Genomic DNA, 12,435 nt, shown 5'->3' with positions numbered 1-12,435 from the left:
GGAGGTGCCCCCACCGCGTCGACTCCCTCCTCCGCCTTGCGAGGCACGGCACCGGACGCCGCTCCCCGATCCGGCCCGATCGACAAGACACCCCCAGGTGATGCGATGACGACCCCGTCCCTCCTCGTGCCGTTCTACGAGCACCCGGCCGAACGCCCCGACGCCTGGGCGGCGCTCGTCGGCGCGGCGCCCTCCCTGTACGGCGTCGTCCTCAACCCGGCGAGCGGCGCGGGCCCGGCGCCCGACCCGGCGTTCGCCGAGGCCGCCGGGCGGCTGCGGGAGGCCGGCGTCCGGGTCCTCGGCTACGCGGACACGGCCTACGGGCGCCGCCCGCAGGCCGAGGTCGTCGCCGAACTGCTGCGCCACCGCGACTGGTACGGCGCCGACGGCGCCTTCCTGGACCAGGTGGCGACCGCGCCCGGAGCCCTCGCCCACTACCGCCGGATCGCGGTCGCCGCACGGGCCGCCGGGGCCGCGACCCTGGTCTTCAACCACGGGGCCCACCCGGACCCCGGCTACGAGGCCCAGGCCGACCTGCTCGTCACCTTCGAGGGCCCCTGGGACACCTACCGCACCCTCGACCTGCCGGTCGCCGCCCACTACTGCCACCTGGTCTACGCCGCCCCCGCCGGGTTCCGCCCCGCCACCCCGGTGCACTGCGCGGTGCCCGGCGCGGGCGCGCACCCCTGGGGCACCCTCCCGCACCTCCCGGAGCCCGCCCGATGAGACGCCCGCTCTCCCTGCTCGCGGGGCTGCTGCTCCTCGCCACCGCCTGCACGACGGCCCCCGGCCCCGCCCCCGACGCCAAGCGGGCGGAGGAGCGCTGGCGGCCGAAGCCCGGCCTCGCCTGGCAGTGGCAGCTCAGCGGCCGGCTCGACCCGACGGTCGACGTCCCCGTGTACGACATCGACGGCTTCGACCACCCGGCGTCCGCCGTGAAGGACCTGCACGCCCGGGGCCGCAAGGTGATCTGCTACCTCTCCACCGGCGCCTGGGAGGACTTCCGCCCGGACGCCGGCCGCTTCCCGAAGGCCGTGCTCGGCGGGGGCAACGGCTGGAAGGGCGAGCGCTGGCTCGACATCCGCCGCACCGACGTCCTCGGCCCCCTGATGGCCGAACGCCTCGACATGTGCCGCGACAAGGGCTTCGACGCCGTCGAGCCCGACAACATGGACGGCTACAAGAACCGCACCGGCTTCCCGCTCACCGCCGCCGACCAGCTCCGCTACAACCGCCTGATCGCCCGTCTGGCCCACGAGCGCGGACTCGCGGTCGGCCTCAAGAACGACCTCGACCAGATCCCGGAGCTCCTCCCGGACTTCGACTTCGCGGTCAACGAGCAGTGCGCCGAGTACGAGGAGTGCGACCGCCTCACCCCGTTCGTGAAGGCCGGCAAGGCCGTCTTCCACGTGGAGTACGAGCTGACGACCGCGCAGTTCTGCCCGCAGTCCCGGAGGATCGGTCTCAGCTCCATGCTCAAGAAGTACGAGCTGGGGGTCTGGCGCAGGCCCTGCTAGGGGCCGGTCAGCCCAGCGTCAGCGCCATCAGGGCCGCCGTCGCCGCCGTCTCCTCCACCGCGCCGAACACGTCGCCCGTGACCCCGCCGAACCGGCGCACGCACCGGCGCAGCAGCAGCGCCGCCGCGCCCAGGGCGGCGCCGGCCGCCAGGACGTTGCGGACCGCGTCGTACGGGGAGAGCAGCAGGCCCGCCCCGGCGGCCAGGACCAGGAAGGTGCCCGTCACCAGGGTCGCGGAGCGCACCGGGACCGTCGCGGCGACGATCGCGCCGAGCCCCTCGGGCCGGGCCGCCGGGACGCCGTGGCGGGAGGCGTGGGTGAGGGCGAGGCGGGCGACGGTGGCGGCGAGGACGGCGGCGGTGACGCCGTGCGCCCAGCCCTCCTCGTACAGGTGGGAGAGCGCGGCGACCTGGGCGAACAGGACGAGGACCACGGCGATCACGCCGAACGGGCCGATGTCCGACTGCTTCATGATGCGCAGCGCGTCCTCGGCCGGCTTGGCGCTGCCGAGGCCGTCGGCGGTGTCCGCGAGGCCGTCGAGGTGGAGGCCCCGGGTGAGGACGGCGGGCACGGCGGCGGTGACGACGGCCGCGAGCAGCGGGCCCGAGCCGAGCAGCAGGAACGTCCCGCCGAGCGCGGCCGAGGCCAGACCGACGGTCACCCCGGCGAGCGGGGCGCAGAGCATGCCGGCGCGCGCCGCGTCCCGGTCCCAGCGGGTGATGCGGGCGGGAAGCACCGTGAGGGTGCCGAAGGCGAAACGCAGGCCGTCCATCCGGGCAGGGTAATCGCCGGTTCCGGACGGTAGATTGCGCATAACGCACATTTCGGAAGGGGGTGGCATGGGTCACTGGTTCTCGCGGAACATCCTCGAACCGGGGAAGCTCCCGCTGCTCCTCGCCCTGACCTCATTTGTCGTGACGTTCCTGGTCACACGGACCATCACCCGTCTCATCCGGGCCGGGAAGGGCCCGTTCGGGAACGTCTCCTCGGGCGGGCTCCACATCCATCATGTCGTGCCCGGCGTCGTCCTCTCCGTCATCGGCGGCTTCGGCGCGGTGGGCAGCGGCCGGCACGGCGTCGGCGCGGCCGTCTTCGCCGTCGTCTTCGGGATCGGCGCGGGGCTCGTCCTGGACGAGTTCGCGCTGATCCTCCACCTCGACGACGTGTACTGGAGCGAGGACGGCCGCAAGAGCGTCGAGGTGGTCGTGCTCACCGCGGCCCTGGTCATGCTCACCCTGAGCGGCTTCTCGCCGCTCGGCGTCAACGACGTGACCGAGGAGGAGCGCCAGGACCGGGCCGCCTTCATCCTCACGATCGCGCTCAACTTCCTCTTCATCCTGGTCAGTCTGGTGAAGGGGAAGTTCCGGATGGCCGTGATGGGGGTCTTCGTCCCCTTCGTGGCGCTCGTCGGCGCCGCCCGGCTGGCCCGCCCCGGCTCCTGGTGGTCCAAGCGCTTCTACCGCCGCCGCCACCGGGCCAGGGCCCGCTCCCGGCTCCGCACGTACCGCCACGACCGGCGCTGGACCAAGGTCCGCCGCCGCTTTCAGGACCTGATCGGCGGCTTCCAGGAGCGCGTCTCGGGCCCCGGCTCGACCCCGCCCTGACGCCGCTCGCGCCGGGAGACGACCGCGATCAGGACGAGGGCGGCGGCGATGGCCGCCAGGTGCTCCTTGCCCGCCAGGTTCGGCTTGATCACGACCTCCACGATCATCGCGAGGACGACCAGACCGCCGGTCCAGTACGCGCGGTGGCGCCGGCAGACGTAGACGGCGAGGCCCACGACGGCCGCCGACGGGCCGGTGTCGACCACCAGGGCGTCCGAGGCCGGCAGGCCGAACGGGCTGTCCGGGCCGATCGCGATGCCCACGCGCGCGTAGAGGGTGCCGGCCAGCGTCGACAGATAGGCAACGGCGAGCGTCCGCCGGCGCCCGAGGCAGATCTCGGCGATCCCGAACACGAGCAGCACCTGCGCGAGGGCGCCCCAGACGGGCAGGTCGAGCGCGGGCACGAAGAGCGAGAGGGGGGTGCGGAGCAGCGCGATCCAGAGCGGGTCCTCGGCCCGTACGAAACCGATGTCGTGGACCGCTCCGTAGCCCCAGTCCTGGTTCTGCACCACCTGGAACAGGGACGTCAGGCAGACCGCGGCCAGCGTCATGGGTATCGCCCGCCACCGCTTCGTGACGAGCGCCGTCCGCACGGCGGTGAACAGCGGGCCCCACTCGCGGCGGGCGAACCCTCGGACGCCGCCGGCCCGGGAGGACCCTCCCCGCGATGCCCCTTCCCGGGAGGACCCGCTCAACGCCCGCCCTCCAGGTGTCTGCGGTGCAGCCACTTCGGCAGCCCCGGGGCCTCCAGGAACCCTTCGGCCCGTCCGGCGGCCAGGCCGATGCGCAACAGGTCGGCGCTCTTCTCGAAGAGCATGAATCGGGGCTCCCAGATCGGTCGGTACTTGGCGTTGGCGCGGTACAGCGACTCGATCTGCCACCACCGGGAGAAGAAGCTGAGCAGCGAACGCCACATCCGCAGCACCGGCCCCGCCCCGAGCTTCGAGCCGCGTTCGAAGACGGAGCGGAACATCGCGAAGTTCAGTGAGACCTGAGTGATCCCGATCTCCTCGGCGCGCTGGAGGAGTTCGATGACCATGAACTCCATCAGGCCGTTCTCGGACTCCCGGTCGCGGCGCATCAGGTCGAGCGAGAGCCCCTTCGGCCCCCACGGCACGAACGAGAGCAGGGCCCGCAGCTCGCCCTGTCCGTCGGTGCACTCCAGCATCACGCAGCGCCCGTCCCCCGGGTCGCCGAGCCGGCCGAGTGCCATCGAGAAGCCGCGCTCGGTCGCCCCGTCCCGCCAGTCGTCCGCCTTGCGCACCAGCGCGGCCATCTCCTCGGCGGGGATGTCCTCGTGGCGCCGGATCCGGACCTCGTACCCGGCCCGCTTGACCCGGTTGAAGGCCTGCCGGACGGTCCGCATGGCCCGCCCGTCCAACGTGAACTCGTCGGTCTCCACGATGGCCTCGTCGCCCAGCTCCAGGGCGTCCAGACCGTGCCGGGCGTAGATCGTCCCGGCCTCCTCGCCCGCGCCCATCACCGCCGGGATCCAGCCGTGCTCGCGCGCCTCGGCCAGCCAGGGCTCGATGGCGCCCGGCCAGGCCTCGGGGTCCCCGATCGGATCGCCGGAGGCCAGCGAGACCCCGCCGACCACCCGGTAGACCACGGCCGCCTTCTCGCTCGGCGACCACACCACGCTCTTCTCGCGGCGCAGCGCGAAGTAGCCCAGCGAGTCGCGGTCCCCGTGCTTGTCGAGCAGGGCCCGCAGCCGCTCCTCGTCCTTCTCGGTCAGCGGGTCGACGGCCCGGCGGGAGCGGAAGGCGGCGAAGAGCACCGCGCACAGCAGCAGCGTGGACAGGACGTTGATGGTGACGTCGACCCAGCCGGGGGGCGCGATCCCGGGGAACCGCGAGTCGTCGGAGGCGAGCGTGACGAGCCGCATCAGGCCGTAGCGCCAGCGGTCCGGGAAGGTGGAGCGGCCGGAGGAGGTGTCGGTGGCGGTCACCAGGAGGGCGGCGAGCAGCGAGGTGACGAGCAGCCCGCCGACCGCCACGACCGCGGCGAGCAGCGGGTTGGAGCGGTCGCCCTTCGCGTAGAACTCCTTGCGGCCGAGCAGCAGCGCGAGGACGAAGGCGGCGGTCAGGACCAGCGAGACCCAGTTCTGGGCGTGCCGCCGGACCTCGGGGAAGAACATCACCAGGGCGAAGAGCAGCAGGAAGAGGCCGCCGAGCACCAGGTTGAGGATCCACGCGGCCCGTTTGCGGCGGCGCATGGTGATCGCCAGGAAGAGGGTGAAGAGCCCCGAGGCGAAACCGGCCGTGAGCAGGTACGGCGTGAAGTAGTCGTCCTCGTTGTGCCGGCGCAGGTCCTGGCCGAACGAGACCCAGACGGCGCTCAGGAAGTTGATGAACGTGACGACGCGCAGGTACCAGACGGCGAACGCGGCGCCGCGCCGTGAACGGGCGGTGGTGCCCCGGGGCGTGCCTTCGGCGGACAAACGGACCTCTCCCATGAAAAGCGATCATATGGGGCACCGTCGGTCGCGCGGTGACGCCGGAGGCGGCCGCACGCGCGTCGCGTGCGGCCGCCCCGGAGACGATGTGAGTCCGTCGCGCTCCCCGTCAGGCCACGGGGACACCCGGGGTGTCGCCGCCGTCGTCCGGAGTGGTCGGATCCGGACGCTCGGGCAGCTCCGCGGCGAGCGCCGCCGCGGCCTGGACCAGGGGGAGCGCGAGCAGTGCCCCGGTTCCCTCACCCACATGGACGCCGTGGTCGAGCAGCGGGTTGAGCGCCATCCGGTCCAGCGCCTTCGACTGCGCCGGCTCGCCGCTCACCTGGCCCGCCAGCCACCAGTCCGGCGCCCGGAACGCCGCCCGCTGCGCCACGAGCGCGCAGGCCGCCCCGACCACGCCGTCCAGGACCACCGGCATCCGCCGCACCGACGCCTGGAGCAGGAAGCCGGTCATCGCCGCCAGGTCCGCGCCGCCGACCACCGTGAGCAGCGCCGCCTGGTCGCCGAGGACCGGCCGGGCCCGCCGCAGCGCGTCCCGGATCGCCGCGCACTTGCGCATCCACGCCAGGTCGTCGATCCCGGCGCCGCCCCGGCCGGTCACCACCGAGGCGTCCGTCCCGCACAGGGCCGCGATCAGGGTGGACGCCGGGGTCGTGCCGCCCACGCTCAGGTCCCCGAGCACCACCAGATCGGTGCCCGAGTCCGCCTCCTCGTCCGCGATCGCCACGCCGAGCCGGAGCGCGGCCGCGGTCTCCTCGGACGTCAGCGCGTTCTCCACGTCGATCCGGCCGCTGCCGCGCCGGATCCGGTGCCGCACGACCTCGGCGGGCAGCAGCTCCGGGTCGCAGTCCAGACCGGCGTCCACGACCCGTACCGGCACGTTCGCCGCGCGGGCGAGCACGGCCACCGGGCTCGCCCCGTCCAGGACCGCCCGCACCAGCTCGTGCGCGGTGCCGGCCGGACGCCCCGACACGTCGAGCGAGGCCACCCCGTGGTCGCCCGCGAACAGGACGACCTTCGGCTGCGCGATCGCCCGCACCTTCACCGAGGCCTGCGCGGCGGACAGCCACTCGCCCAGCTCGTCGAGCCGCCCGAGCGCCCCCGGCGGCACCACGAGCCGCTCCCGGCGCTCCTCGGCGTCACGCCGTATCCCCCCGTCGGGGCGCTCGATCAGATCGGAGAAGTCGTCCAGGTTCACGGTTCCGCCTTGAGACACATCAGCCAGGGCCATCGGTGATCGCACCCTACCCGCGCAGCACCAGCGCCTGCCCCGCGACCACGAGCACCACCTGCTCGCACTCCTCCGCGAAGGCCGCGTTGAGCCGGCCCAGCTCGTCCCGGAACCGGCGCCCCGCCGCCGTCGCGGGCACCACGCCCGAGCCGACCTCGTTCGTCACCGCCACCACCGTGCGACGCGTCGCCCGCACCGCCGCCACCAGCTCCGCCGTCCGCTCCCGCAGCGCCTTCTCCCCGCCGTCCGCCCAGACCTCGTCGTCCCAGGCGCCCACCCCGTCCATGGCGTGCGTCAGCCACAGCGACAGACAGTCGACCAGGAGCGCGGGTCCGTCCTCCGCGAGCAGCGGTACGAGGTCGCAGGTCTCGGAGGTGCGCCACGAGGCCGGCCGACGCTCCCGGTGCAGCCCGACCCGCTGCGCCCACTCCGGGTCGCCCTCCCGGGTCCCGCCGGTCGCCACGTACAGCACCTCGGGGAAGGTCTCCAGACGCCGTTCGGCCTCCACCGACTTCCCCGACCGGGCCCCGCCGGTCACCAGGGTCCGCCGGGGCGCGTCCGGCACCTCGTGGTACTCGCCCGCGTACAGCGTCGTCCCGTCCGGCACCGCCCGCGCCCCGGCCGCCGCGAGCCGCCGGTCCAGCTCGGCGCCCGTCGGCGCGTCGTGGTCCAGGTGCGCCGCGATCACGTCCGTGGCCGGTCCGACGGCCCCGATCGCCCGCAGCCGGGCCAGGCCGTCCGGACGGCCCGTCACATCGGCCACCACCACGTCGTACGGCGCGAGGTGCTCCTCGCCGAGGCCCGCCGGGGCGCCGCCCGGCGGCAGGTAGAGCAGCCGCTCGCCGTCCGCCGAGGTCACCTCGTAGCCGGTGCCGGGGGAGTCCATCGCCACCGCCCGCACCCGGTGTCCGCTGATGAGCGTCAACTCGCGTCCGTCCGGCACCCGCCCGGCGGTCGGCAGTCCGGCCGGCAGCTCCACGGCCGGTCCGTCGTGCGGATGCGTGAGCAGCACCTGCCGCACGCCCACGAGCGAGTGCCCCGACCGGGCCGCCGAGAGGGCGGCCCCCGGAGTCAGATCGAGCAGCAGGGCCCCGTCCACGAGCAGCGCGGTCGCGGCACGCGCGCGTGGCCCCCGGGAGCGCGCGCACACGGCGCAGGGGCAGTCGGGACGGGGGAGGCCGAGCGGGGCGCCGGTGCCGAGCAGAGTCAGTTCCACCCTCAGATCCTCCCGCGTGGCCGCGAGGCGTGCGCGCCCGGCTACGCTGCGGGCAGGAAACCGATCATCCGGTGAGCGCCAGGAGGCGGACATGGCATGGACGTGGCGGTTCGAGAAGTCCGACGGCACCGAGGTCGAGCCGGTGGTGACCCCCGAGGAGTTCACCACCCAGGGCGACGCGGAGAGCTGGATCGGAGAGCACTGGCGTGACCTCCTGGGCGGCGGCGCCGACCAGGTCACCCTCTCGGAGGACGGGACGAAGATCTACGGCCCGATGCCCCTGAACGCGGAGGGCTAGGGCGCCCGGCGGCCGTGGAGGGTGCGGGGCCGATGAGGTCCCGCACCCTCTCGGGGGCCGGGGGCCTGGGCCGGGGGCCGGGGGCCGGGGGCCGGGGGCCGGGGCCTGGGTCCCGTACTCCCTCGGGTTCCGGGGGGCATGGGCCCCGCATCCCTTAGGGCTCCGGGGCCGACGAGCCCCGCGCCCTCTCGGGTTCCGGGGCCGACGAGCCCCGCGCCCTCTCGGGTTCCGGGGCCGACGGTTCCGCGCCCCTCGGGCCCGGGAGCCGACGGGCCCTCGCCCCTCCGCGTCGGCTACATCTCGCCCAGCGTGACCTCCGTCTTCGCCGTCTCCGTGCCCCGCACGTACGTCACCTGCACCTTCTCGCCCGGCTCGCGTGAGGCCAGCGCCTCCGACAGCGAGGTGATCGTGGTGATGTCGGTGTCGCCGATCCGCGTGATCACGTCGCCCGGCTTCAGCCCCGCCCTGCCCGCCGCGCCGTTCGCCGGCGCCTCGACCACCGCGACGCCTGCCGGCTCGTAGTCGTCGTTCAGGACCGTGCGCCCGGTGATGTTCAGGGCCGCCCGGCCCGAATCCGTCACCTTGCCGTCCTTGACGATCTGGTCCGCGACCGTCCGCACCATCGACGCCGGGATGGCGAAGCCGATGCCGGGCGCCGAGCCGCCGCCCAGCTCCGGGTCGGACGCCGCGAGCGTCGGGATGCCGACGACCTCGCTGTCGAGGTTCACCAGCGCGCCCCCGCTGTTCCCCGGGTTGATCGCGGCCGACGTCTGCACCATGTTCCCGATGGTCGCGCCCGTGCCGCCGCCGGCCCGCCCCTCGCTGACCGTCCGTCCGGTCGCCGAGACGATGCCCTGGGTCACGCTGCCGGAGAGTCCGAGCGGGGAGCCCATCGCGAGCACGATCTGCCCCATGTCGACGGTCGACGAGTCCCCGAACCTCGCCGCCTTCAGCCCCTGCGGCACGTTCTCCAGCCGGATCACGGCGAGGTCCTGCTCGGGGTACGAGGCGACGAGCCGCGCCGTCACCGGCTGCCCCCCGGTCGCCGCCGTGACCTTGAAGGTCTTCTCCTGGCCGACCACGTGCGCGTTGGTGACCACATGGCCCTTGTCGTCGTAGACGACGCCCGAGCCGAGGCTGTTCGCCGCGTCGATCTGCACGACCGACGGCAGGACGTCCTTGATGACGGCCCGGTAGTCGTCCTCCAGCTCGTTGGCGGAGCGCGGCGCCGCCGCCTGGGTCGACCGCTCGGGACCGGCCGCGTCCCCGGCGGAGGAGCAGCCCCCGACGAGCGCGGCGGCACAGGCCCCGGCGGCCAGGGGGAGGAGGAGACGGCGGGTACGGGCGTGGGCACGGGATACGTCCATGTCCGGAGTATCCGTTCGGTCCCCGCCCCGGGCCCGACGAGCGCATCCGATCAGGGGGCCACCGCGGCCCCACCATGCCGGACCCCGCTGCTCACGGCCCCGCTGCCCACACCCACGCACTCCGCACAGATACTGCCGCTACCCGCGCACTCCGCACAGATACTGCCGCTACCCGCGCACTCCGCACAGGTGCAGCAGCGCCGCTATCCGCCGGTACGGGTCCGTGCGTCCCGCCCGCTCCTCGGCGGCGAACAGCCGGTCCAGCTCGTCGGCGGCCGGCAGGCCCACCTCGGCCGGGACGCCGTCCGTGAAGACCCGCACCCCGTACCAGGCGTGCAGCGGCGCCGCGATCCCCGCGAGCGTCGACGTGAGCGCGTCGAGCCGGTCGGCCCGCACCTTCACCCCGCCGTCGTCGCTGTAGACGTCCGAGTCGAAGCCCGTGAGCGCCCCCGCCCAGTCCCCGGCGAGCCCCGGCCGCATGGCCAGGGCGTCGGCGTTCCGCACCACCAGGGAGAGCAGACCCCCCGGGGCCAGCATCCGGGCCAGGCCCGCGAGCAGCGCGTCCGGCTCGTCCGCGTACATGAGCACGCCGTGGCAGAGGACCACGTCGAAGCTGCCGGGCAGGAAGTGCACCCCGGTCTCGCGCCCGTCGCCCTCGACCAGCCGGACCCGCTCGCGGATCCCGGCCGGCTCCGTCGCCAGCGACTCGCGGGCCGCCTTCAGGAGGTCGGGATCGGCTTCGAGGCCGGTCACGGTGTGACCGGCCCTGGCCAGGCGCAGGGCCTGCGCGCCCTGCCCCATGCCCGCGTCGAGGATCCGCAGCCGCTGCCCCACGGGGTACCGGCCGGTTATCTGCTCGTCGAGCTGACGGGCGACGATCTCGTGGCGGATGGTGTCGCGCAGCCCGCCGGAATCGGCGGGCCAGTGCGTGACGACGGGCAGCACGGGGCCGGCCGCCTCCGACGCGGACCCGTCGAACACGGGCCCGCCCCACTCCGAGCGGTCGGCGCTCAGGGCCGCTCTCCGCGCTTGACCTGCGGCTTCGGCAGTCGCAGTCGGCGCATCTGGAGCGTACGCATCAGACCGTAGGCGACGGCTCCTCGCTTCGGCTCGTTCGGGAAGCGGGCGTGGAGCTGCTTCCGGAGCCGGATCCAGAGACCGATCGAGTCGATGACGATCAGGACGATCACACCGAGCCACAGGAGCAGCGAGATGTTCTGCAGCGACCGGTTGGCGTTGCCGAACAGCGACAGCACGAGGATCACCACGGCCATCGGCAGGAAGAACTCGGCGATCGCGAACCGGGAGTCCACGAAGTCGCGCACGAAGCGGCGCACCGGACCCTTGTCGCGGACGGGCAGGTAACGCTCGTCACCGCTGGCCAGGGCCTCGCGCTGACGGGCCAGGTCCGAACGGCGTGCCTCGCGCTGGCGCTTGGCGGCCTCCTTGCGGTCGAGCGGCACCGTCGAGGCGCGACGGCGCTGGGTCTGCGCCTCGCTCCGCTTCGGCGTCGGGCGGCCCTTGGGGGCCTCGGGGTCGCGGGGCTGCTTGGTGGAGAGGTCCGCCGTCACCTTGTCGGTGGGGGCCTTCTCGTCCTTCGAACGGCTACGGAACACAAAACCCAAGGGTACGGGGTGGGGCGCATGAACCCCATGCCGGGCGGGAACGATCCGCTAACGGACTGCGTCTTGGGCGGTACGTACGGGGGAAGGCCACGGGTTTACCCCGACTCCGTCTACTCCCTGCGCGGGAGGAGACGCCGCACGCAGTCGTTCTCGGGGAGGAGCGCATCCCGCTCCGAACAGTGCGGTAATGGAGTCGGGGCCCGTACTGTGGACCTTGTTGAAGAGCTGGAGCCGAGTCCGTCAGAAGGGGGCGCGCGAAGCCCATGAGCGGTGTCATGAAGCGTATGGGGATGATCTTCCGCGCGAAGGCGAACAAGGCCCTTGACCGGGCCGAGGATCCGCGCGAGACGCTCGACTACTCCTACCAGAAGCAGCTGGAGCTGCTGCAGAAGGTGCGACGGGGCGTCGCCGACGTCGCCACCTCCCGCAAGCGGCTCGAACTCCAGCTGAACCAGCTGCAGGGCCAGTCCTCCAAGCTGGAGGACCAGGGCCGCAAGGCGCTGGCGCTCGGCCGCGAGGACCTGGCCCGCGAGGCGCTGTCCCGGCGGGCCGCGCTCCAGCAGCAGGTCAGCGACCTGGAGGTGCAGCACCAGACGCTCCAGGGCGAGGAGGAGAAGCTCACCCTCGCCGCCCAGCGTCTCCAGGCCAAGGTCGACGCCTTCCGCACCAAGAAGGAGACGATCAAGGCGACCTACACGGCGGCCCAGGCCCAGACCCGGATCGCGGAGTCCTTCTCCGGCATCTCGGAGGAGATGAGCGACGTCGGCCTGGCGATCCAGCGGGCCGAGGACAAGACCGCCCAGCTCCAGGCGCGCGCCGGCGCGATCGACGAGCTGCTCGCCTCGGGCGCCCTGGACGACCAGTCCGGGCTTGCGAAGGACGACATCCAGGCGGAGCTTGACCGGCTCTCCGGCGGCACGGACGTCGAGCTGGAGCTCCAGCGGATGAAGGCCGAGCTGGCCGGCGGCCCGTCGGCGCAGCAGGCGATCGAGGGCGGCAACGGCACGGCGGCGCCGCAGCAGCAGAACCAGCAGCAGTCCCACCCGCGCTTCGAGAAGTAGCCCCCGGCTCTCCGGCAGAACCGGAGGACGGAAGAACCGGAAGACGGAAGAACAGGACGCG

At 73.7% G+C, this 12,435-nt stretch carries 13 protein-coding genes; 5 read left to right on the top strand and 8 right to left on the bottom strand.

From position 1 onward, the window contains the following. The first annotated feature begins 105 nt into the window (after positions 1-105). On the top strand, positions 106-726 hold the full coding sequence (locus ACWGSR_RS19520) for a spherulation-specific family 4 protein (RefSeq protein WP_453567744.1): 621 nt from the start codon (positions 106-108) through the stop codon (positions 724-726). Further along, the gene (locus ACWGSR_RS19515) at positions 723-1,517 is read left to right on the top strand and encodes an endo alpha-1,4 polygalactosaminidase (RefSeq protein ID WP_453567742.1); all 795 of its coding nucleotides are present in this window, start codon (positions 723-725) and stop codon (positions 1,515-1,517) included. Before ACWGSR_RS19520 ends, ACWGSR_RS19515 begins: the two co-directional genes overlap by 4 nt. Positions 1,518-1,524: 7 nt before the next feature. On the opposite strand, the gene cobS is transcribed toward ACWGSR_RS19515, so the two are convergent. Next, on the bottom strand, positions 1,525-2,331 hold the full coding sequence (gene cobS / locus ACWGSR_RS19510; protein WP_376242261.1) for an adenosylcobinamide-GDP ribazoletransferase: 807 nt from the start codon (positions 2,329-2,331) through the stop codon (positions 1,525-1,527). Between the two features lie 25 nt (positions 2,332-2,356). Between cobS and ACWGSR_RS19505 the strand changes: the two genes are divergently transcribed. Continuing rightward, positions 2,357-3,121 carry a hypothetical protein gene (locus tag ACWGSR_RS19505; protein ID WP_453567740.1) on the top strand — a complete coding sequence of 255 codons (765 nt, stop codon included), beginning with the start codon at positions 2,357-2,359 and terminating at the stop codon, positions 3,119-3,121. Here the strand turns inward: ACWGSR_RS19505 and ACWGSR_RS19500 are convergent. The 4 genes from ACWGSR_RS19500 to ACWGSR_RS19485 form a co-directional block, all read right to left on the bottom strand. Further along, positions 3,061-3,672: a hypothetical protein gene (locus ACWGSR_RS19500; protein WP_453567738.1), complete on the bottom strand. Its 612-nt coding sequence runs from the start codon at positions 3,670-3,672 to the stop codon at positions 3,061-3,063. The genes ACWGSR_RS19505 and ACWGSR_RS19500 overlap by 61 nt on opposite strands. A gap of 140 nt (positions 3,673-3,812) precedes the next feature. Beyond that, a complete protein-coding gene (locus tag ACWGSR_RS19495; protein WP_376242255.1) occupies positions 3,813-5,576 on the bottom strand; it encodes a phosphatidylglycerol lysyltransferase domain-containing protein in 1,764 nt (587 codons plus the stop codon). A 109-nt stretch (positions 5,577-5,685) separates the two neighbouring features. After that, positions 5,686-6,774 (bottom strand): nicotinate-nucleotide--dimethylbenzimidazole phosphoribosyltransferase, encoded by a 1,089-nt coding sequence (gene cobT, locus ACWGSR_RS19490; RefSeq protein WP_376242253.1) that lies wholly within the window; start codon positions 6,772-6,774, stop codon positions 5,686-5,688. A gap of 46 nt (positions 6,775-6,820) precedes the next feature. Continuing rightward, on the bottom strand, positions 6,821-8,023 hold the full coding sequence (locus tag ACWGSR_RS19485) for a bifunctional adenosylcobinamide kinase/adenosylcobinamide-phosphate guanylyltransferase (RefSeq protein WP_453567735.1): 1,203 nt from the start codon (positions 8,021-8,023) through the stop codon (positions 6,821-6,823). A 91-nt stretch (positions 8,024-8,114) separates the two neighbouring features. Between ACWGSR_RS19485 and ACWGSR_RS19480 the strand changes: the two genes are divergently transcribed. After that, on the top strand, positions 8,115-8,321 hold the full coding sequence (locus ACWGSR_RS19480) for a hypothetical protein (RefSeq protein ID WP_030205728.1): 207 nt from the start codon (positions 8,115-8,117) through the stop codon (positions 8,319-8,321). Positions 8,322-8,614: 293 nt separating this feature from the next. Here ACWGSR_RS19480 and ACWGSR_RS19475 read toward each other — a convergent pair whose 3' ends face one another. From ACWGSR_RS19475 to ACWGSR_RS19465, 3 genes are all read right to left on the bottom strand, one after another. Then, on the bottom strand, positions 8,615-9,688 hold the full coding sequence (locus ACWGSR_RS19475; protein WP_376242248.1) for a S1C family serine protease: 1,074 nt from the start codon (positions 9,686-9,688) through the stop codon (positions 8,615-8,617). Between the two features lie 168 nt (positions 9,689-9,856). Continuing rightward, entirely contained in the window at positions 9,857-10,633 is a 777-nt protein-coding gene (locus ACWGSR_RS19470) for a class I SAM-dependent methyltransferase (RefSeq protein ID WP_376242282.1), read from the bottom strand. 65 nt (positions 10,634-10,698) lie between these two features. Continuing rightward, on the bottom strand, positions 10,699-11,304 hold the full coding sequence (locus ACWGSR_RS19465) for a DUF3043 domain-containing protein (protein ID WP_376242246.1): 606 nt from the start codon (positions 11,302-11,304) through the stop codon (positions 10,699-10,701). A gap of 293 nt (positions 11,305-11,597) precedes the next feature. Here ACWGSR_RS19465 and ACWGSR_RS19460 point away from each other — a divergent pair, with 293 nt between their 5' ends. Next, positions 11,598-12,374 (top strand): PspA/IM30 family protein, encoded by a 777-nt coding sequence (locus tag ACWGSR_RS19460; protein WP_366375861.1) that lies wholly within the window; start codon positions 11,598-11,600, stop codon positions 12,372-12,374. Positions 12,375-12,435 lie beyond the last annotated feature (61 nt).

The sequence above is a fragment of the Streptomyces sp. NPDC055632 genome, assembly GCF_053618675.1.
The sequence above is the reverse complement of the archived record's forward strand: the minus strand, read 5'-3'. Positions and strand labels throughout refer to the sequence as shown.

Excerpts from the sequence above, each read along its gene's own strand:
- ACWGSR_RS19500 (WP_453567738.1), bottom strand. The coding sequence starts at position 3,672 with ATGACGCTGGCCGCGGTCTGCCTGACGTCCCTGTTCCAGGTGGTGCAG.
- ACWGSR_RS19520 (WP_453567744.1), top strand. The coding sequence starts at position 106 with ATGACGACCCCGTCCCTCCTCGTGCCGTTCTACGAGCACCCGGCCGAA.
- ACWGSR_RS19495 (WP_376242255.1), bottom strand. The coding sequence starts at position 5,576 with ATGGGAGAGGTCCGTTTGTCCGCCGAAGGCACGCCCCGGGGCACCACC.
- cobS (WP_376242261.1), bottom strand. The coding sequence starts at position 2,331 with ATGCGCAATCTACCGTCCGGAACCGGCGATTACCCTGCCCGGATGGAC.
- ACWGSR_RS19480 (WP_030205728.1), top strand. The coding sequence starts at position 8,115 with ATGGCATGGACGTGGCGGTTCGAGAAGTCCGACGGCACCGAGGTCGAG.
- ACWGSR_RS19460 (WP_366375861.1), top strand. The coding sequence starts at position 11,598 with ATGGGGATGATCTTCCGCGCGAAGGCGAACAAGGCCCTTGACCGGGCC.
- ACWGSR_RS19475 (WP_376242248.1), bottom strand. The coding sequence starts at position 9,688 with ATGGACGTATCCCGTGCCCACGCCCGTACCCGCCGTCTCCTCCTCCCC.
- ACWGSR_RS19505 (WP_453567740.1), top strand. The coding sequence starts at position 2,357 with ATGGGTCACTGGTTCTCGCGGAACATCCTCGAACCGGGGAAGCTCCCG.
- ACWGSR_RS19515 (WP_453567742.1), top strand. The coding sequence starts at position 723 with ATGAGACGCCCGCTCTCCCTGCTCGCGGGGCTGCTGCTCCTCGCCACC.